We start from the raw sequence: 19,513 nt of genomic DNA, 5'->3' as shown, positions 1-19,513 counted from the left end.
GGCAGCGGGCCCGGACGGCGTCAGCAACCGCCCGGGCCCGCCGGTCTCACAGCTGCTTGATCGTGAACGTCTTGGTGCTGCCGCCGATGGTGGCGGCTCCCGAGACGTAGGTGACCTTCAGCTTGTTCTTGCCCTTCGGGAGGGGCTTGAGCTTGATCGTGACCTTGCCGCCCTTGAGCGTGCCCTTGCCGACGACCTTCTTCTTGAGCTTGATCACGACCTTGCCGGTGGCCACGCGGCCGGCGACCGAGGACTTGATCGTGATCACGCCCTTCGCCCGCTTGCCGTGCTTGACCTTCGACTTGAAGGACTCAGCGACCTTCGACGTCGCCTTGACCACCTGCGGAGGCACCACCGCGACGCTGCCCAGAACGGCGACCGTCGTCGGGCTGGACTCCGAGGCCGTGAACACCGAGTTGGCGCTCGGGACGAACCTCGCGACGACCGTGTGGTTGCCCGCTGCCAGACCGGTGAGGTCCTTGGTGGCGGTGCCGCCCGTGAGCACGGCAGAGCCGGACGCAGCAGCCGCGCCGTCGATGAAGAAGCTCACGATCCCGTCCGGCGCCGAGGAGCTGCCGACCTTGGCGGAGAGCCGGAGTGCGCCCGCGGCGGCCGACGTGCCCGACACCGTGGTGGAGGTGGTCACCTGCTGGACGGCCAGGTTGGTGGTCGGGTCCTGGGTCGGCACGCCACAGGCGCCGCCCTGGGTGCGGGGCAGGAGCTGCTCGAAGCCGGCCTTCGCGATCAGCGGCTTGGCAGCGGGCGAGCAGACGAACCCGCTCTCACCGAAGATCGCGGTGATCTCCGGCTTGGCCACGTCGCCCTGGCGGACGACGTTGTAGAGCGCCCGGGAGGCGGCGAAGCCGCCCTCCATGCGCAGGGTGCCGAGGAGGCCCGCACGGCCCACCGAGAACGGCGCGACAGCATTGGGGTTCGACTTGATCGGCGTGTCGTCGTGCTCCTGCACCTCGGTGACGCTCGGCGCCAAGGTGACGTCGGCACCGCCGTTGGCGGCCTTGAGCTGGGCGACGAAGAAGTCCCGGGTGCCCGAGCCGGTCTGGGGGATCTTGGGAGCGATGGCGCCCGCCGACCCGCCCAGCTGGCTCCAGTTGGTGACGGCGCCGCTGTAGATCCGCACCATGTCGGTGGGGCTGATCGTGGCCGGCGCGTTGGACGCGGTGGCCGTGGCGAGGGCCAGGTTGTCCTTGGCGAACGGGAAGGCGAAGAGCCCGTTGGTCTTCTCGGCCGCGTTGATGGCCGAGGAGGAGCGAGCGAAGTCGACGTCGGGGTTGTTGCCGGGGCCGTACAGGAGGCCCTTGCCGGCGCCGGAGCCGTTCGGCCGGGTGACCGCGGGGTGGCCCGCCTGCAGGACCACCGTGGCGGAGTTGGTCTGCGTGCCGCTGGCGTCCTTGACTGCGGCGTCGAAGGACATGATGCGACCGGTGGACCGGCCGACGTTGTAGCCGGCGATCCCGTCCCGGCCGTCGGCCAGGTAGGACACGGCGTACATCGTGGTGTCGGAGCCGACACCCACGACGTCGCCGAGGGTCGGGACGGCGGAGGGGTCGGCCTGGGCCGGAGCCATGATGGCCCACGACGCGGCGACGAGGGACGTGGTGGCCACGCCCGCGAAGAGCCTGCGAACAGACATGTGCTTCCTTTTCTGAGTGTTGGTTGAGGTCGTGCTGGTGGAGCTCCGGCGCCCGGGCGGGCCCCGGTCACAGCAGGTTGGGCAGGAGCCGCATCACCGCATCGGTGGTGACCCAGGCGACGGCGACCACGACCGGAGTCGCGACGACCCACACCAGGGCGGTCGACCAGCGTTGACGCGCGGCGATGACCCCGAAAGTCATCGCCAGGAGCAGGGCCAGGCACAGGGCGAGGAACGGCAGTGCCCCCGGCTCGGTGGCCATCGCCTGCTCGGAATCCGGGATCGCCGCGGGCAGGCCGGGCGGCGCGGGGAAGGCCTTCTCCGCCTCGGCATCGACGTAGACCACGTCGGAGGGCGCGACGGCCGCGAGCCGGCCCTGGCCCTCGGCGCTGACCAGGATCACGCGGGCCGCCGTCGCCGGACGCGGCTGCGGCAGCGGGTCCCCCGCCCGGCGTACGCCGAGGACGGAGAACTCCTGGCGGCCCTGTGCCGTGACCACCTCGATCACGTCGTGGGGACGCAGGTCCGCGATGTCGCCGAACGGGCCGCCGTACGACGCCGCCCGGCCCATCACGACCGACGTGCCGACCTGCCCGGGCAGCACGGTGTTGCGCTGGTGGCCGGGGCCGGCCAGCAGGTCGCCCGACGCCGTGCCCTCGACGACGACCTGCTCCAGGCCCAGGGAGGGGATGGAGAGCAGCGCGACCGGGTCGCCGAGAGGGGTCACCGGCCCGATCGGCGCGGTGGCCGCGGCGAGCTGCTCACGGAACTCGTCGTAGAGGCGGTCCTGGTCGCGCTGCTGGGCCAGGCCGCCCAGGAACATCACCTGGACGAGCACCCAGGCGCACACCAGGACCAGCATCGAGGCCGTCGTGGACACCATCGACAGCGCTTGGTCACGCTGGGCGGGTGGTCCGGTGGGGCGACGGCGGCCCGCTCCGGGCCGCGTGGACGTGCCCTCGGCCGCCGGCGGCCGTCCAGTGCGGGATCGGCGGGGCGCGCCGGTGAGACGGCGCGCGGCCGCGGTCGGGCGCTCGAGGAGGCTGGTCACCGGGCTCTCCGGCGACCGGTCGCGACCCGGAGGAGGCCGGCGCACGCTGCCCCCAGGACGACCACTCCGAGCAGCACCGGCACCAGGCCCCCGGCGACGCCCGAGCTCACCAGCACGGTGTCCGGCATCGCCACCGGCTCCGGCGCCTCGGGCTCGGGTGCCTTGGCGGGGTCGGGCTTCCCCGTCGCGGGGTCCGCCGCGGGCGGCGGGGCGTCGGGCGTGGTGTCGGGGACCTTGGCACCGGGCGAGTTCCCGTCATCTCCCTTGACCGGGTCGTCGGCGTCGTCGTCGGCGGTGGGGGCGGCCTTCTGGTCCCTAATGCTCGCCGCCACGGCGCGTGCCTGCTCGAGCAGCGGCGCTGTCGGGCCGGACTTCGCCAGCGGCAGGTAGCCCTCCGGAAGCTCGCCGTTGCCGGACCCGGGCTGCTGCCCCTCGGAGGTGGCGATCTTGATGAAGTCGGCGACCCGACCGGCGTCCGCCTCGTCGAGCCCCGACGTGCGGGCAGCGGTGTAGACGACCATCGTGCCCGGGTAGCCGGACCGGGACTTGACGACGTCGGCGACGTCGAGGGTGAACGGCTGGCCGTCCTTCTTCGGGGGTCGAGCCACCGACACGGCCTTGGCCAGGGCGGCCTGCGTCGGTGACACGAAGGCGCCCTTGCTGGTGGCCAGGGCGGCCTCGCGGAGGCCGAAGCGGCGCGCGTCACCGAGGCTGACGACGCCCAGCATGAAGCGGGCCCCGACTCCCTGACGGTCGGCCCGGCCTACCCGCCAGGGATCTGAGGTCGTGGAGCGGTCGCACTTTGTCTGCACGTTGGGCCAGGCGTCGAGCACCGCCTCGGCGACCTTGCGCATCGACGTGACGGGCGCCGCGAGCTGCGTGAAGTACGGCGACGGGTTCTGCTGGTAGCACTCCTGGTTGCTCGGCGGCACGTAGCTGTCGAGCAGCGGCCACTCCGCCCTGGGCAGGGTGATCTTCTTGTACGACGGGTTCACCACCATGCCCCACGGGTCGGCCTTGCCTGCGACGAACGCGGCCGCGTCCTTGTCCTGGGCGAGGTAGCCGGTGAGGGTCTCCACGACGTCGCTGGACTCGGAGAGGGAGAGCAGTGTGGCCGCCGCCTCGCGGGGGACGAGGTCGAGGCCGGGATTGAGCGCCTGGAACTCCGGGTCGAGGTTGATCGAGGCGGGATTGGCGGACATGCCGGGATGGCCGGCGCCGCGCTCGCTGCCGACGTAGGACTGGGTGAGGAGCTTTGCCAGCAGCCGTGGTGTCAGCTTGAGGTCGGTGACCTCGCCGGCGTTGTCGGGGCGGTCGACGACGTAGGCGATGGTGAACCCCGTGACGGCGGTCGGTGCGTAGGCGACCGGGTCCTCGCCCCGCTGCTTGTGCACTCCGGACACCAGGGCGGCCGCGCCCCCACCGTTCTCCATCAGGGCGAACGCGGCCTCGTCGGACATCTTGTTGTGCTGGAACTTGAAGCGGTCCTTGCGCAGGCAGTAGGCCGGCGACCACTGGAGGGCGGCCTGGGCCATCAGCTCGGAGCCGTAGAAGCCGGTCGGCGGGCGGTCGTCGAGCACGTCGCACGCGTCGGGGGCGAGGCCGAAGGTGACGGGGATCGAGAAGCGGTTGCGCCAGTTGGACTCAGCCCACCACAGGGAGGGCGACACGCTCGCGTCGACGCCATCGTTGGCGAAGTTGCTCGCGCCCGGCTCGAAGCGACCGGACTTGCGGCACTCGCGGTCGTCGTCGGCGCAGGAGAGGCCCTGGATCGGGATGACCACGACCGAGCACCTCACCTGGTCGGAGCAGCCGAGGGACTCGTTCTCGACGGCGCTGCGCACCTCGAACTTCACCGACCCGTTCCCCGCGACGTCGGTGTACGCCGCCATCTCCGCCGGCGGGAACGCCGCCCCCACCGCGGCCTCGGGGGCCATGGTCTCGGCCGTGCACGACGGGGAGACAGTGCCGTCGGCGGCGACGAACGGCGTGATGTGGGTGGAGAACGACTCGACGTCGTTGCAGGCCTCGGGCACGGGGACCAGTCCCGACTTGGCCGCGCGGTCGGCCTCGGTGGCGTAGAGGTCGTGGCGCCAGGCGGCCGAGCTCTCGTCGACCAGCTGGCTGCGCTGCTGGCGCGTCGACGTCCAGCACGTCGACGGCGAGAGCTGCTGCTCGGGTGGCAGCGCGGGGTCGTCGACGCCGCGGCACTGCAGGATGACCACGGGGTACTCCTGGAGGAGCCCCTGCTCGCCGTACGGGCTCGCGGCCCGGCCCCCGGTCGGGTGGGCTCCCGTCCACGAGATGTTGATCCGCTCCCGGCCGCGCAGGTCGGTGGTGCGGTCGGCGCTGACCGTCACGTCCCGCTCGTCGACCACGAGCTCCTCGCCGCTGGTGAGGAACGTGCGGGTGAGGTGCTTGGTCTGCGAGTACGCCGGCCCGTCGGGCTCCGCGGCCGCCGACGGCCCGTCGGGGCTGACGACCAGGAGCGGGGCCAGCGCGAGGAGGCCGAGGCAGACCGCGAGCCGGACGACCCTCCGGCGGGCGCTCACTGCGCGGCCCCGTTGCGGCGGGAGCGGACCGCGGCGACCACGCCGGGGACCAGGATGAGGGCGAGCAGCTCGAGCACGGCCAGCCAGCCGAAGGCCTTGCGGTCCGTCGGCCGGTCGGCGGCGAGCTCGGTGGGCGTGGCGTAGATCTGCTCGGTGGTTCCCGTGCCGGTGGCGGCCGTGGCGTCGACGGTCGTCCCTCCCGGCACCTGCTCGCCGGTGACCGGGTCGATCGCCGGGGCTCCCGGCGGTGGCGCCGAGGACTCTCCGGGATCCTCGGCCCCGAACTTGTCGCCGTTCTTGTCGCCCTTGGTCTTGCCGCCTTCGCCGTCCGTGGCCGCGGCGTCGTCGGTGGACGGCTCCCCCGTGCCGGTGTCGGTGCCGCAGGGTCCCTCGCCGACCTCGTCGCACGCGGCTGGCTGGGGCGCGATCTCGGCGAGCTTGTTGCGCTTGAGGTCCCCGCTGACGAACGTCGGGTTGTTGCACTTGGTGACGTCCCGGTTCGTCAGGTCGACGGCCGGGTCGGCCTGCTTGAGGAGGGCCAGCTGCTGGAAGCCGGCCTGCACGAGGTTCAGGGGAAGCGGCGAGTAGCCGTAGGGGCCGGCCTTCGACTGCCCCTCACAGAGCGAGTAGTACATGAAGTCGCCGAGCGTCTGCCGCTTGGCGGTCGACATGCGCTGGTCGGACGCGCCGGTCGGGACGATCATGTAGCTGTACGACGACAGCGGGTAGGCCCGCGGGTCGGTCGACCGGTAGACGTCGTCCAGGACCTGCGTCAGGTAGAGCGGCGAGGACTTGTCCTGGTTGATCTTCGCCTTGGTCAGCGCGACGGCCACGTTGTACTGCGTCGGCTCGACGTAGAAGCCGCCCTTGTTGAGCACCTTGACAACGGGGTAGTCCTTGTTGAGCGGGTAGGAGTACTCGACGTACCCGATGGTGCCGTTGCCGGCGAACCCGGAGATCGTGTTCATCACCTGGTCGGAGCCCGACTGGGCGATCATCCGGCCCTTGCGCGGGTAGTACGACGTGTAGCCGTCGCGCCCGTAGTAGCCCTGCCACAGCGAGCCGTACTCGCTGTCCATCCAGGTGGTGAGCTGGGCCGTCGTGCCCGAGCCGTCGGAGCGCACGACGGGGGTGATCGGCAGGGAGGGGAAGGCGCGCCCGTTGTTGTCCTTGGCGATGGCGGGGTCGTTCCAGTTGGTGATCTGGTTGGTGAAGATCTTCACCAGCGTCTCGCCCGAGAGCCGGAGGTTGCGGACCAGCTCGTTGCCGATCTTGAGCTGGTAGGTGAACGCCGTCCCGCCGGCCACGATGGGCAGGTACGCGAACTCGCGACCATTGGAGTTGTCGGCGTTGCCGAACTCGTCGACGCCCGGGTAGGGGATCTCGGAGATGCCGAAGTCCGTGACGTTCTGCGAGAAGTTCTTGCGGCCCTGGGACGACCCGCCGCCGTTGTAGGTCACCTTCATGCCCAGCGCGTCGACGTCGGAGATCCACTGCTGGACGATCACCTCCGACCAGGTGCTGCCCGAGCCCTCGATCTGGGCGTAGGCGGCGCGCCCTGCCGGCGCACCCTCGTCGGCGTGCGCCATGCCACCGACGGCGGCGGGCAGCATGGCCGCCAGCACGAGGGTGAGCAGCAGTCGGAGCGGGCGGATCATCGGGTCTCCCTGGACGGGGCGGGCTTGCGGCGGAGGGTGCGACGGGGGCCGGTGCGCTGACGCGCGACCAGCCGGGCGATGACGAAGAGGGCCAGCACGAGCACGAGCAGCACGGTGGCGGCGGCGAAGGCGCGCTCGATCATCATCGGCTCGGGGCTGCGGGCCCCGGTGAAGATGAACAGCGGCAGCGAGCTCATCACCCCGTCGGTGGGGTTGATGACGACGAACGACGCGGCGCCCGAGGTCAGCAGGACCGGTGACGTCTCGCCGACGCCCCGGGCCACACCCAGGATCACGGCGGTGGCGAGCCCCGGTCGGGCGGTGGGCAGGACGACGTGCCAGACCGTGCGCCACCGGGAGGCGCCCAAGGCCAGGCTGGCCTCGCGCAGGCCGCCGGGTACGACGCGGAGGACGACGTCGGCGGCGCGCGCGATGATGGGCAGCATCATCACGCTCAGCGCCATGGCAGCAGCGAAGCCCGAGCGCGGGAAGCCGACCGCCACGATGAGGGTCGTGTAGATGAACAGGCCGGCAACGATCGAGGGCAGCGCCGTCATCGCCTCGACGATGGTGCGCACGAGCTGGGCGAAGCGGCCGCCCACCTCGGTCATGAACACCGCGGTGCCGATGCCGAGCGGCAGGGTCACGGCGACCGCGATGCCGAGCTGGATCATCGAGCCGGCGACGGCGTGCACGATGCCGCCCTGGTCGAACGCGTTCCGCGGGCCGACCCCGGACATGTCGTCGACGAAGAAGTTCAGGTGCAGGAGTGGCTGCCAGCCGCGGTAGACGACGAAGACGACGGCGCTGACCAGGGCGGCACCCACGACCATCGCCCCGGTCGTGACGACGCCCGTCACCACCCGGTCGATGACATCGACGCGCGTGCCGCCGACGGAGCTGGTGACGGCCGTCATCACCAGGCCGAGCACGAGCCACGCCACCAGCAGCCAGGCCGGTCCGCCGAGGGGCAGGAGGCGCTGGGTGACCAGCCAGGCCAGGGCGAACGCGCCCACCCACGACCCGAGCACGATGAAGCGCTCCTCGGCCGTCGGGCGGCCGAGCCCGGGGCGGGGCAGCGCGGGTGCGGCGTCGTCGTCGAGCACCGGGACGTGCGTGCGCGCGGGCGCCTCGGTGCCGGTCGTCGTACTCATGCGGGGTCCTCGCGACGCTGTTGGACGGAGGAGCGGAGCGGGGGAGGCGAAGAACGTCGTGGGGTGTTCATGCGTCGGTCCCGGCACCGGAGCGACTGCGGTTGACGATCAGCGCGGCCACGGTGTTGACGAGCAGGGTGATGACGAAGAGCACGAACCCCGCGGCCAGCAGGGCGGAGAGCTGGGCGGCGCTCGCGTCGCCGAACCGGCCCGCGATCAGCGCGCTCACGGTCGACGTGCCGACCTCGAGGACGCGGGGCTTGATGACGAAGTCCGGCGAGATGATCAGGAGCACGGCGATGGTCTCGCCGAGTGCGCGGCCCAGGCCGAGCATCGTGCCGCCGATGATGCCGCCGCGACCGAAGGGGATCACGACGGTGCGCACCATGCCCCAGCGCGTGGAGCCCAGGGCGAGCGCCGCCTCCTTCTCGCCGGGCGGGGTCTGCGAGAAGACCTGCCGCATCACGGCGCAAGACATCGGGAGCACCATCATCGCGACGGCGATCCCGGCGCAGAAGGCGCTGCCGATGTAGCGGGACTGGTCCCACACGGCGGCGTTCGGATCGGCGTCCACGTCGAAGACGGGGATCCACCCGAGGTTCCGGTGCAGCCACAGGGCGAACGCCGCCGCGTGGGGCATCACCAGGAAGTAGCCCCACATCCCGTAGATGATCGAGGGCACCGCGGCCATCAGGTCGACCATCGACACCAGCGTCGACTTGATCGACGCGGGGGCGTACTCGCTGATGTAGAGGGCCGTGAGCAGGGCGAGCGGGAAGGCGATGACCATCGCGACCGCAGCGACCGAGGCGGTGCCGACGAGTACGGCGCCGATGCCCAGGACGTCGGCCTCGGGCTGCCAGGCGGTCTCGGTGAAGAAGCTCCAGCCGTACCGCTTCAGGGTCGGCACCGCCTGCCACGCAAGGAAGGCGCCGATGCCGCCGGTCACGAGGAGCACGGTCGCCCCGACGAGGCGGGCTCCGTGCTCGAAGAGCCGGTCGGCACCCGTGGTCGCACGGGAGATCTTGCGCGGCCGGGTGTCCACATCGGGACGCACGGCGGGGATCAAGGTCACGAGGGTGTTGCCTTCGAAGGACGGCCCGAGGTGGCTGCTGGGGTGGAGCGAGCACAGTGTCTGGAGCCCGCAGGAACGGCCGGTCGTCGTCAGGTGAACGACGGGCCAACACCTCGCATTCGCTCGGAGAACTCCTCCGGCGCGGCCCGACCCGGCCCTGCCGGCCGCCCAGCGCATGAGTCGGCTGAGAGGATGCGCGGGTGCTGCCCCCCTTGGAGATCGTGGCTCGGCTGCGCCCGATCGACCTGGTCTCCCCTGCCTCGCGACGATCGGCCACCGGCCCGGGACCGCACCGGCTCGGAGCCGTCGCGCCCTACCTCGCCGCCACGCTGACCCTGGATGCGGGGTTCGGGGAGATCGCGCTCGTGGGCGCCGACGGCGTGCGCCTCGCCGGCGGCTACGCCGACGGCGCGATCGGGCTGAGCGTGCGCACGGCGGCGGGTGCCGGGAGCACGCACCGCAGCCGCCGGATGGGCTCGCTCCCCTCGGCTCCCGAGGCGATCGCCCTCACCCTCACCGGCGTCCACCTCACGGTGTGGGCGCGCGACGGCCGCGACTGGGTGGTGCGCGGCCGGGTCGGGCTGCTCGACCTCGTCGACACCCGGGACGAGGAGTGGCTGGCCTCGCTGACCGTGGAGTACGACGGCGGCGGGGGCGAGCACGGCGACTTCGGCCAGCTCGGCCTACGCGACACCCGCCTCGTCTCGCACGCCGACGGGTCGCCGTACTCACCGGACGGCTGGGTGTGGCTCACGGCGACACACGCGGGCCCGGGCTTCTTCGACACGGCCCACACCGGCCTCTGGCGTCTCGACCCGGTCACCTTGGCCCTCGAGCACCGCTCGGACCTCTTCTTCCGCCGCCCCACCGGCACCGGGGTGTACGGCGACCACGCGACGCACCTGGTGCGCGACGACGACGGGTGGCTGGTGGCCACGAGCACCTGGGGCGACTTCGACCGCCGCCGGCCCGCCGTCGGGATCACGCTCGCCCGCACCGGTGCGGATCTCACCACCGGTCGGCACGTGCTGGACACGACGGCGATGGCGCTGCCCCTCGACGGGCTGCGCTCGCGCGGCCAGTGGGACCCGCACCTGGTGCGCATCGGCGACCTGTGGCACGTCGGCTTCGCGTCGGCGCGCAAGTTCTTCCGCTTCCACCCGGCGCTGGCGGTGGGACCCACCCTCGACGACCTCACCCTCCGGGCCGCGGCGACGGACCGCCGCGCGACGGAGGGCGTGACGCTCCTGCGGCTGCCCGACGAGCAGTGGCGGGTCCTGGCCAGCGACGGACGCGACGGGCGACGCGGGCAGCGCGAGCGGTTCCCGGTGTTCGACCTGGACCTCACCGAGGTCGGCGCGCTGCGGGCGCCGTACCCCACCAACATCCCGTGGCCGAGCCTCGTGCACACAGACGGCGGCTGGCTGATGGCGACGTTCGACGCGCGGCGCACCGGCGGCCCGCTCCCGGGGTACGGCACCCACGGAGACCTGGTGGTGATGCGCGAGCGCCGGCGGGACGCCGATACGATCGTGAGGAGCGCCACACCACCCCGTGGCTCTACCTGAACGCCACACCATCCCCGTGGCCGACACCCAGAGAGAGGCCCGCATGTCCAGCACCGCGTCCGGAGATGTGTTCGAGCAGGCCGGCGAGCACGAGCAGGTCGTCTTCGCCAATGACCCGGCCACCGGGCTCAAGGCGATCGTCGCCATCCACTCCACCGCGCTCGGTCCCGCCCTCGGCGGCACCCGCTTCTACCCCTACTCGTCGACCGCCGACGCGGTCACCGACGTCCTCAACCTCTCGCGCAGCATGTCCTACAAGAACGCGCTGGCCGGTCTGGACCTCGGCGGCGGCAAGGCCGTCATCATCGGCGACCCCGCCCGCCTGAAGTCCGAGGCGCTGCTGCGCGCCTACGGCCGCTTCGTCCAGTCACTGGGCGGCCGCTACTACACCGCCTGCGACGTCGGCACCTACAGCGAGGACATGGACCACATCGCGCGCGAGTGCTCCTTCGTCACCGGTCGCACCGTCGCCCACGGCGGCGCGGGCGACAGCTCCGTGCTCACGGCGTACGGCGTGTTCCAGGGCATGCGCGCGGCCGCGCAGGAGGTGTGGGGCGAGCCCACCCTCGGCGGGCGCACCGTCGGCGTCGCCGGCGTCGGCAAGGTCGGCCGGCACCTCGTGCGGCACCTCGTCGAGGACGGCGCCACGGTGGTCGCCACCGACGTGCACCAGCCCACGCTCGAGCGGGTGCGCGACGAGTTCCCGCAGGTCAGGACCGTCTCCTCGACCGAGGAGCTGGTCGCCGGCCAGCTCGACGTCTACGCGCCGTGCGCCATGGGTGGGGCGCTGAGCGACGAGGTCGTCGACGTGCTGAGCGCGAAGATCGTGTGCGGCGCCGCCAACAACCAGCTGGCGCACTCCGGCATCGAGAAGGCGCTCGAGGACCGCGGCATCCTCTACGCGCCCGACTACTGCGTGAACTCCGGCGGCGTGATCCAGGTCGCCGACGAGCTCGAGGGCTTCTCCTTTGAGCGCGCCGAACAGCGCGCCACGGGCATCTTCGACACCACGCGGGCGGTCTTCGAACTCGCTCGCACAGACAGCGTGCCGCCGGCCATCGCGGCCGACCGGCTTGCCGAGCGCCGCATGCGCGACGTCGGTCGCCTGCGGGGCATCTGGCTCGGCTGACGAGTCAGACGGCTGCACCGGACGAGCCGGTGGAGCCGTCAGACCAGCCGTGCGAGATCAGTCGCGCGAGGGCTCGATGACGTCGGACCACTTCTCGAGGAGCTCAGGATCGACCGGGTCGTCCTTCTTGCCACTGTCACCACCGTGCAGCTCACTGGCGAGCGCCCCGAAGTCCGTCTCGTGAGTGCGGTACTTCAGGTCGCGTGCGACCTTCGTCTGCTTGGCTTTAGCTCGGCCGCGCCCCATAGGGTCAGCCCCCTCGCAAGTCGGCCGGGGCAACGATGGCTCCCGGGCTGTCTCAAAGATTTCTCGTGGGGGCAACGCTACCTGTTGCCTGGGTGTTCCCGCACACCCAGGCAGTCGTTTCGCCGTCCGGATGCCGGATTTCGCCAGGAGCGAACGTCGCTGACCGCTCAGCCGGGGTGGTCGCCGGTGAGTACGACGCGGCCCGCGGTGTCGTCGGAGGCGCCGCTGACCTCTCCTGCGGCCCAGGCCGAGATGCCGTGGCCGGCCAGCACCTCGATGGCGGTGTCGACGTCGTCGGGGGCGAGCAGGGCGACCATGCCGACGCCGCAGTTGAGCGTGGCCTCGAGGTCGGCGCGCGAGACCCCGCCCGTCCGGGCCACCACGTCGAAGATCGGCTGCGGCCTCCAGGTCCCCCGGTCGACGGTGGCCGTCAGCTCCACCGGCAGCACCCGCTCGAGGTTGGCGGCGAGGCCGCCGCCGGTGACGTGCGACATCGCGTGCGTGGCGGTCCTGTCGGCCAGCTCGAGGCAGGCCTTGGCGTAGATGCGCGTGGGCACGAGCAGCTCGTCGCCCAGCGCGCGGCCGAGCTCGGGCACCTCCCGGTCGAGCGCCCAGCCGGCCTTCTCGAGCAGCACGTGCCGGACGAGGGAGAAGCCGTTGGAGTGCAGGCCGCTCGACTCCATGGCGAGCACGACGTCTCCCGGGCGCACGCGGGCCGGGCCGAGGAGCCGGTCGGCCTCGACGACGCCGGTGGCCGCGCCGGCGACGTCGTACTCGTCGGGCCCGAGCAGGCCCGGGTGCTCGGCGGTCTCGCCGCCGATCAGGGCGCAGCCGGCGACGACGCACGCCTCGGCGATGCCCTTGACGATGGCGGCGATGCGCTCGGGGACCACTCGGCCGGTGGCGATGTAGTCGGTCATGAAGAGCGGCTCGGCGCCACAGACCACGAGGTCGTCGACGACCATGCCCACCAGGTCGAAGCCGATGGTGTCGTGCTGGTCCATGGCCTGGGCGATGGCGACCTTGGTGCCGACGCCGTCGGTGGAGGTGGCGAGCAGCGGGTGCGTGTAGCGGGTCAGGGCCGAGGCGTCGAAGAGGCCTGCGAAGCCGCCGAGGCCACCGATCATCTCGGGACGGCGTGCCTTCTCGACCCAGCCCTTCATCAGCTCGATCGCGGTGTCGGCGGCCTCGATCGAGACGCCGGCTGCGGCGTAGGCGGACTCGCTCACGGATGCTCCAGTCACGGGTTGTTGAGCACGGGCAGGTCCTTGCCGGACAGCTGCGAGTCGGTCACCGACGTCTCGAGGAGGTGCTTGCCGAGGCGGGACTCGTCGGGCAGCGGGATCGGGTAGTCGCCGGTGAAGCAGGCCTTGCACAGCCGGTCGCTGGGCTGGCCGGTCGCCTCGACCATCCCCTCCAGGGAGATGTAGCCGAGCGAGTCGGCGCCGATGCTGGACCGGATCTCCTCGATCGCGAGGCCGTTGGCGATCAGCTCGGCGCGGGTGGCGAAGTCGATGCCGTAGAAGCACGGCCACTTCACCGGAGGCGACGAGATGCGCACGTGCACCTCGGCGGCGCCCGCCTCGCGCAGCATCCTGACCTGGGCGCGCTGGGTGTTGCCACGGACGATCGAGTCGTCGACGACGACCAGGCGCTTGCCACGGATCATGTGCTCGAGCGCGTTGAGCTTCAGCCGGATGCCGAGCTGGCGCAGCGTCTGGCTGGGCTGGATGAAGGTTCGGCCGACGTAGGAGTTCTTGACGAAGCCGAGCCCGAACGGGATGCCGCTCTCCTCGGCGTACCCGGTGGCGGCGGGGGTGCCCGACTCCGGCACCGGCATCACCATGTCGGCGTCGACCGGGAACTCGCGGGCCAGCTGGCGGCCCATCTCGACCCGCGCCTCGTGGACGCTGCGCCCACTGATCTTGGCGTCGGGCCGGGCGAGGTAGACGTACTCGAAGACGCAGCCCTTCGGGTCGGCCTCGGCGAAGCGCCGGGAGACCAGGCCGTTCTCGTTGATGACAAGCATCTCGCCGGGCTCGACCTCCCGCACGACGCTGGCGCCGATGGTGGCCAGGGCCGCGTCCTCGCTGGCGACCACCCAGCCGCGCTCGAGCCGACCCAGGACGAGGGGACGCACGCCCTGCGGGTCGCGGGCGGCGAAGAGCGTGTCCTCGTTCATCCAGACGAAGGAGAAGGCGCCGGTGACCTGGGTCAGCACCTCGACGGCCCGCTCCTCGAGCGACGTGTCGGGGTGGCGGGCCAGCAGCGCGGTGACGATCGCGGTGTCGTTGGTGGGAGCCGCGCCCATCCTGACGTGCAGGTCCAGCTCGTCGTCGTACGACGCCATCTCGGCCATCTCGGCCAGCTCGGCAGTGTTGATCAGGTTGCCGTTGTGGGCGAGCGCGATCGATCCGCCCGGCGTCGGGTGGAACGTCGGCTGGGCGTTGTGCCAGGTGGAGGCACCGGTCGTGGAGTACCTGGCGTGGCCGATGGCGACATGGCCCTTCAGCGACGCCAGCGTCGACTCGTCGAACACCTGCGAGACCAGGCCCATGTCCTTGTAGACCAGGATCTGGCGGCCGTTGCTCACCGCGATGCCCGCCGACTCCTGGCCGCGGTGCTGGAGGGCGTAGAGGCCGAAGTAGGTGAGGTTGGCGACGTCCTCGCCGGGGGCCCAGACGCCGAAGACCCCGCAGGCGTCCTGGGGTCCCTGGTCGTGTGGATCGACGGCATCGGTGAGGCGGCCGTCACCGCCCTGGCGTCTGCTCGACTGCGGCACCCTCCGAGTCTAGGCGCACCCGCGCCGCGCCGGCATCGGGCCCGCCGACCGGACACCTGCGGCGACCCCGCCAGTCCTGGTCCGAAGTCCTCTGACGAGGAAAGTTCTGTGGATAACGCATCGGCCGACCCCCGGCAGCGCCTAGACTACGCCGGAGTTTGGGGTGGGCATGGGTTCGCGTGATAGGGGCCCCTGCCATGGGGGTCACATTCCACTGGGCACACTTTGGGGGACACATGAGCGACGGCCGACGCGTGCCGGTGGTTCACGACGCCCTCCAGCTGATCGCCGAGGGGGTCGTCGACCTCGTCGGCTTCGGCGTGGCCGTCATCAACGTCCTGCGCGAGGACGACGGCCGGCTCGAGACGGTGGCCGTCGCCGGCAACGACGAGGCTCGCGAGCAGCTCATGGGGTCACGCCAGAGCGTCGAGTCCATCCTGATGGAGATCGAGCGCGCCGACGAGTGGGGCATGCTGCGCTTCGTCCCGGCCGAGCGCCTCTCCGACGAGGAGGAGCTCTCCTCCTGGGTACCCGACATGGAGGTCGGAGACGGCCCCGACTCGTGGGATCCGATGGACCTGCTCCTGGCCCCGCTCTACGACGACAGCGGCCGGATGCTCGGCACGCTCTCGATGGACGTGCCCGACGACGGGAAGCGACCCGACGAGGCCAAGCGGGCGGTGCTCAACAAGTACGCCGCCCAGGCCGGCCGCGCCGTGCTCACCGAGGTCGCCCGCCGTCGTCTCGAGGAGCAGGTGCGGCTCGCGACCGCGGCCCGCCATATCGTGCGCGACGTCAGCTCCGAGCTGAAGGTCGACCGGATCATGGAGGTCTCCCAGTCGGCGATCACCCAGGGGCTGGGCGTGATCGGCATGTGGATCCAGACCTTCGACGAGGACGGAGAGGGCCGCACCGCGACCTACTCCAACGCCGGCACCGACGTGGAGCTCCCCGCCGAGCTGGTCCGCATCGGCCGGTCGGCCGCGGAGCTGCTCTGGCGGGTGCAGGAGGTCACGATCATCGGCCGTGAGCGCCCGACCCCCGCGATCATCACGACCGAGCAGGAGAAGCTCATCTTCGAGTTCCTCGACACGCTCGCCGTCTCCTCCCTCCTGTTCGTGCCGCTCGGTGCCGGCCCGGAGTGCCTGGGCAACCTGGTGCTCACCCGCAGCGGCCCCGATGTGGAGTGGACCCCGGTCGAGACGTCCACGGCCCTCGACATCGCCCACGACCTGGGCCGGGCCCTGCTCAACGCGCGAAACTTCGAGCGCGAGCAGCAGCTCGTCTCCGAGCTGCGCGAGCTCGACACCTACAAGAGCCAGCTGATCGCGACGGTCGCCCACGAGCTGAAGAATCCGCTCACCGCCATCCTCGGTCACGTCGAGATGCTGGAGGCCACCGCCGACGTGCCCGTGAGGGCCCAGCGGTCCGTCAGCTCGATCGAGCGCGGCGCGATGCGCATGGAGCGCGTCATCGAGGACATGCTCACGCTGGCCAAGGTCGGCGACCCCAACAACCCGCTGATCGCGGTGCCCGTGGAAATGGGCCGGCTGGTCGACGACGCCCTGGACCTGGTCTCGCTGACCGCCAGCCGCAAGCGCCTGATGATCAGCTACGACCCGCCCACCAAGCCCGTCGTCGCCCTCGGCGACTCCGGCGACCTCGACCAGGTGTGCAGCAACTTGATCGGCAATGCCGTCAAGTACACCCCCGAGGGACGCGCCGTCACCGTCTGTCTCGACCGGCGCGGCCGCGACATCGTCCTCACGGTCGCCGACGAGGGCCTGGGCATCTCACCTCGCGACCAGGAGCGGATCTTCGACGAGTTCTTCCGCTCCACCAACCCCGAGGCGGTGGCCCTGCCCGGCACCGGGCTCGGACTGACCATCGTGCGGCGCATCGTCACGCGCCACGGCGGACGCATCGCGGTGGAGAGCGCCCTGGGCAAGGGCACGACGTTCCGGGTCACCCTGCCGGCCGCCACGGTCGCGGTCTGAGCTCAGGCTCCGTTCGCCAGGTTCTGCAGGAGCAGGGCCTCGGCGAGGATCACCCGCTCGAACTCCGCCAGGTGGAGACCCTCGTTGGCGCCGTGGGCGCGCGTGTCGGGGTCCTCGACGCCCGTCACGAGCACGCTGGCCTTCGGGAACGCCCGGAGGAACTCCGCGATGAACGGGATCGAGCCGCCGACGCCCATGTCGATCGGCTCGGTGCCGTCCCAGGCCGTGGTGAACGCCGCCCGGGCCGCGTCGTACGCCGGTCCCTCCGCGTCGATGGCGGTCGCCTCTCCCGTGTCGACGACGGCGAAGGCGAGCTCGGCGCCCCACGGCAGGTGGCTCTCGAGGTGCTTCCTCAGGCAGGCGAGGGCATTGTCGGTGGTGTCGCCGGGCGCGACGCGCATGCTGATCCTGGCCCGGGCCGACGGCACGAGCGTGTTGCTGGCACCCTCGACCTTGGGCGCGTCGAGGCCGGTGATCGACAGCGCCGGCCGGGTCCACAGGCGTTCCACCGCGCTGCCGTCGCCGATCCACTCGAGGCCCGGCACGGCGCCCGACTCGGCGCGCAGCCGCTCCTCGGGGTAGTCCACGTCGGCGGCCGGGCCGGACCCCAGGCCCGCCACGGCCACGTTGCCGCGGTCGTCGTGGAGGCTGGCGATCAACCGGGACAGGGCGATCAGGGCGTCGGGCACGAGCCCTCCCCACATGCCGGAGTGCACGGCATGGGTGAGCGTGCGGACCTCGATGTCCACGCGCACGAGTCCGCGCAGGCTGGTGGTGAGAGCCGGGACACCGATGTCCCAGTTGCCGGAGTCGGCAATGACGATGACGTCGGCCGCGAGCTCGTCGTGGTGCTGGCGCAGCAGCGGCACCAGCGTCTCGGAGCCGACCTCCTCCTCGCCCTCGATGAACATGACGACGTTGACCGGCAGGTCGTCGCCGAAGATCCGGGCGGCCGCGAGGTGGGCGGCGATCCCGGCCTTGTCGTCGGCGGCGCCGCGGGCGAACAGGCGGCCGTCTCGCTCGGTCGGCTCCCACGGCGGGGAGTCCCAGTCGGCGTGGTCGTTCTCGGGCTGGACGTCGTGGTGGGCGTAGAGGAGCACCGTCGGCGCACCCTCCGGGCCGTTCTTGCGGGCGATGACGGCCGGGCCGCCGCCTTCGGCGCTGGTGATCGCGGCGTCGAAGCCCTCTGCCTCGAAGAGCGCCCTGACCGCCTCGGCACTGCGCTGCACCTCACCGGCCCGGGCCGGGTCGGCGCTCACCGACTGGATGCGGACCAGGTCCTCCAGGTCCTTGCGGATCCCGGGCAGCACGGACCGGACACGGGCTCGCAGGTCACTGTCGCTCAACGGCATGGGGGCAAACCTAGTACGGCCCTGCTACGGACCGGCGGGACCTGGGTCAGTCGACCTGGGACAGCTCCGTCACGTGCTCGGTGACCTCGAAGCCGAGGGCACGGTAGATGCGGATCGCCTCGGCCTCGGGGTCGGCCACCATGACCAGCGTGGTGATCCCGAGGTCGCCGAGACCGTGCGTGGCCAGCCGGTGCACTAGGGTCCCGGCGAAACCGCGGCGCCGGGCCTCGGGGTGCGTCTCGACCGACTGGAACCTGGCGGTCGTGTCGTCGGTGCGGAAGAGCCCGGCCGTCGACACCAGCCGGTCGCCCTCGAACGCGCCCCAGCGGGCGCCGTACCCCTGCTCGGTCAGCGCCTGCTCCTGGGCGACCTTGCCGCGTGCGAACTCCAGGTGGCCGTCGACGTCGTCCGCGCGGTTGTTGGCGACGGTGATGGCGACGCGCTGCTCCCAGTCGTCGGCGGACTCCAGCGGGCGGTAGGTCGCGTCGTCGGCCCGACGCGCCGGCTCGACGACGGAGGTGGAGGTCATGGCCACGCCGACGTCAGCGGTCATCCCGGCGGCGACGAACTCCTCGAGGTCGTGGGGCTGCGTTCCGTCGATGCCGATCGCCCGGTGCCGCGCCCGTGGGAACTCGCTGTCGAAGGCGGCCATCACCTCACGTGCCCCGCCGGGGTGTGGCGGCTCGGCCAGGAGCAGGAAGTTGCCCCAGTGGTAGGTCGGATTGGCCGGGGTGCGGACCACCAGGTGGGTGCCCCGGTCGTCGATCTCGCTCCCGGTCAGCTCGAGGAGGCGCAGGTCGGTTCGGAAGGCGAGGGAGCGCAGCTGCATGCGCCCATCCTCACGCAAGGGGCAGGTACGCCGTGAGGTCGGCCCGCTGGCCGCTGGCCCGGACCCGCCCGGACGCCTCGGCCGCCGCCCAGGTCAGCTCCCCGGTCGCCAGCCCCAGCCAGGTCTCGGCGTCCATCTCGACCACGGCCGGCGGGGTGCCGCGGGTGTGCCGGATGCCCGCGACGACCTGCACCGCGGCGTACGGCGGCACCCGGACCTCGACGGAGCGGCCGGGGGCTCGCTCGGCCAGGACCGCCATGAAGTGCTTGGTCAGCGCGCGCACGTCGTGCGCGTCGAGGGCCGCCTGGAGCGCGGCCCGGTCGAGGATGCGCAGCCGGGGCGGCATCAGCGCACGCCCCTTCGCGACGGACGCGGTCCACAGGTCAGCAGGCGGGGCTTGCCCGCTGGGTTGGTTGGTGTTTCACTCACGACTCCAGTATCGGGCGTCTCGGGAGGCCCCATGACCGGC

At 71.8% G+C, this 19,513-nt stretch carries 15 protein-coding genes; 3 read left to right on the top strand and 12 right to left on the bottom strand.

Annotation, left to right across the window (positions count from 1 at the left end; genetic code table 11):
- Positions 1-46 precede the first annotated feature (46 nt).
- The 6 genes from ACP7BP_RS15370 to pstC all read right to left on the bottom strand — a co-directional run bounded on the left by ACP7BP_RS15370 (position 47) and on the right by pstC (position 9,141).
- Complete coding sequence (locus ACP7BP_RS15370) at positions 47-1,651, bottom strand: substrate-binding domain-containing protein (RefSeq protein ID WP_426245800.1); 1,605 nt, start codon at positions 1,649-1,651, stop codon at positions 47-49.
- Between the two features lie 67 nt (positions 1,652-1,718).
- Entirely contained in the window at positions 1,719-2,702 is a 984-nt protein-coding gene (locus ACP7BP_RS15365; RefSeq protein ID WP_426245798.1) for a sortase, read from the bottom strand.
- Entirely contained in the window at positions 2,699-5,254 is a 2,556-nt protein-coding gene (locus ACP7BP_RS15360; protein WP_426245797.1) for a hypothetical protein, read from the bottom strand. Before ACP7BP_RS15360 ends, ACP7BP_RS15365 begins: the two co-directional genes overlap by 4 nt.
- Positions 5,251-6,912, bottom strand: a complete 1,662-nt coding sequence (locus tag ACP7BP_RS15355; RefSeq protein ID WP_426245796.1) for a substrate-binding domain-containing protein — start codon at positions 6,910-6,912, stop codon at positions 5,251-5,253. The genes ACP7BP_RS15360 and ACP7BP_RS15355 overlap by 4 nt, the downstream gene beginning before the upstream one ends.
- Positions 6,909-8,066, bottom strand: a complete 1,158-nt coding sequence (pstA, locus tag ACP7BP_RS15350) for a phosphate ABC transporter permease PstA (protein ID WP_426245794.1) — start codon at positions 8,064-8,066, stop codon at positions 6,909-6,911. The genes ACP7BP_RS15355 and pstA overlap by 4 nt, the downstream gene beginning before the upstream one ends.
- Positions 8,067-8,133: 67 nt before the next feature.
- On the bottom strand, positions 8,134-9,141 hold the full coding sequence (gene pstC, locus ACP7BP_RS15345) for a phosphate ABC transporter permease subunit PstC (protein WP_426245793.1): 1,008 nt from the start codon (positions 9,139-9,141) through the stop codon (positions 8,134-8,136).
- A 200-nt stretch (positions 9,142-9,341) separates the two neighbouring features.
- Here pstC and ACP7BP_RS15340 point away from each other — a divergent pair, with 200 nt between their 5' ends.
- Positions 9,342-10,709, top strand: a complete 1,368-nt coding sequence (locus tag ACP7BP_RS15340; RefSeq protein ID WP_426245792.1) for a hypothetical protein — start codon at positions 9,342-9,344, stop codon at positions 10,707-10,709.
- A 43-nt stretch (positions 10,710-10,752) separates the two neighbouring features.
- The gene (locus ACP7BP_RS15335) at positions 10,753-11,838 is read left to right on the top strand and encodes a Glu/Leu/Phe/Val family dehydrogenase (protein WP_426245791.1); all 1,086 of its coding nucleotides are present in this window, start codon (positions 10,753-10,755) and stop codon (positions 11,836-11,838) included.
- A gap of 57 nt (positions 11,839-11,895) precedes the next feature.
- On the opposite strand, the gene ACP7BP_RS15330 is transcribed toward ACP7BP_RS15335, so the two are convergent.
- The 3 genes from ACP7BP_RS15330 to purF all read right to left on the bottom strand — a co-directional run bounded on the left by ACP7BP_RS15330 (position 11,896) and on the right by purF (position 14,866).
- Positions 11,896-12,084, bottom strand: a complete 189-nt coding sequence (locus ACP7BP_RS15330; RefSeq protein WP_426245789.1) for a DUF3073 domain-containing protein — start codon at positions 12,082-12,084, stop codon at positions 11,896-11,898.
- Positions 12,085-12,251: 167 nt separating this feature from the next.
- Positions 12,252-13,313: a phosphoribosylformylglycinamidine cyclo-ligase gene (purM, locus tag ACP7BP_RS15325; protein ID WP_426245788.1), complete on the bottom strand. Its 1,062-nt coding sequence runs from the start codon at positions 13,311-13,313 to the stop codon at positions 12,252-12,254.
- A gap of 11 nt (positions 13,314-13,324) precedes the next feature.
- On the bottom strand, positions 13,325-14,866 hold the full coding sequence (purF, locus tag ACP7BP_RS15320) for an amidophosphoribosyltransferase (RefSeq protein WP_426245786.1): 1,542 nt from the start codon (positions 14,864-14,866) through the stop codon (positions 13,325-13,327).
- Between the two features lie 236 nt (positions 14,867-15,102).
- On the opposite strand from purF, the gene ACP7BP_RS15315 reads away from it, so the two are divergent.
- Complete coding sequence (locus ACP7BP_RS15315; protein WP_426245784.1) at positions 15,103-16,863, top strand: sensor histidine kinase; 1,761 nt, start codon at positions 15,103-15,105, stop codon at positions 16,861-16,863.
- Positions 16,864-16,865: 2 nt separating this feature from the next.
- On the opposite strand, the gene ACP7BP_RS15310 is transcribed toward ACP7BP_RS15315, so the two are convergent.
- Genes ACP7BP_RS15310 through ACP7BP_RS15300 form a run of 3 tightly spaced genes read right to left on the bottom strand, consistent with a single transcriptional unit; the run spans position 16,866 to position 19,390 of the window.
- Positions 16,866-18,215: a dipeptidase gene (locus ACP7BP_RS15310; RefSeq protein WP_426245783.1), complete on the bottom strand. Its 1,350-nt coding sequence runs from the start codon at positions 18,213-18,215 to the stop codon at positions 16,866-16,868.
- A gap of 46 nt (positions 18,216-18,261) precedes the next feature.
- Positions 18,262-19,044, bottom strand: coding sequence for a GNAT family N-acetyltransferase (locus tag ACP7BP_RS15305; RefSeq protein WP_426245781.1), 783 nt, complete (start codon positions 19,042-19,044; stop codon positions 18,262-18,264).
- Between the two features lie 10 nt (positions 19,045-19,054).
- Positions 19,055-19,390, bottom strand: coding sequence for a sterol carrier family protein (locus ACP7BP_RS15300; RefSeq protein WP_426245780.1), 336 nt, complete (start codon positions 19,388-19,390; stop codon positions 19,055-19,057).
- Positions 19,391-19,513: the final 123 nt, after the last annotated feature.

The sequence above is a fragment of the Nocardioides sp. LHG3406-4 genome (assembly GCF_049897745.1).
Lineage (GTDB): Bacteria > Actinomycetota > Actinomycetes > Propionibacteriales > Nocardioidaceae > Nocardioides.
The sequence above is the reverse complement of the archived record's forward strand: the minus strand, read 5'-3'. Positions and strand labels throughout refer to the sequence as shown.

What these genes read in the sequence shown, in the direction of transcription:
- ACP7BP_RS15370 (WP_426245800.1), bottom strand. Translation starts at nt 1,651, where the DNA reads ATGTCTGTTCGCAGGCTCTTCGCGGGCGTGGCCACCACGTCCCTCGTC.
- ACP7BP_RS15355 (WP_426245796.1), bottom strand. Translation starts at nt 6,912, where the DNA reads ATGATCCGCCCGCTCCGACTGCTGCTCACCCTCGTGCTGGCGGCCATG.
- pstA (WP_426245794.1), bottom strand. Translation starts at nt 8,066, where the DNA reads ATGAGTACGACGACCGGCACCGAGGCGCCCGCGCGCACGCACGTCCCG.
- ACP7BP_RS15335 (WP_426245791.1), top strand. Translation starts at nt 10,753, where the DNA reads ATGTCCAGCACCGCGTCCGGAGATGTGTTCGAGCAGGCCGGCGAGCAC.
- ACP7BP_RS15330 (WP_426245789.1), bottom strand. Translation starts at nt 12,084, where the DNA reads ATGGGGCGCGGCCGAGCTAAAGCCAAGCAGACGAAGGTCGCACGCGAC.
- ACP7BP_RS15315 (WP_426245784.1), top strand. Translation starts at nt 15,103, where the DNA reads ATGAGCGACGGCCGACGCGTGCCGGTGGTTCACGACGCCCTCCAGCTG.
- ACP7BP_RS15310 (WP_426245783.1), bottom strand. Translation starts at nt 18,215, where the DNA reads ATGCCGTTGAGCGACAGTGACCTGCGAGCCCGTGTCCGGTCCGTGCTG.
- ACP7BP_RS15305 (WP_426245781.1), bottom strand. Translation starts at nt 19,044, where the DNA reads ATGCAGCTGCGCTCCCTCGCCTTCCGAACCGACCTGCGCCTCCTCGAG.
- ACP7BP_RS15300 (WP_426245780.1), bottom strand. Translation starts at nt 19,390, where the DNA reads ATGCCGCCCCGGCTGCGCATCCTCGACCGGGCCGCGCTCCAGGCGGCC.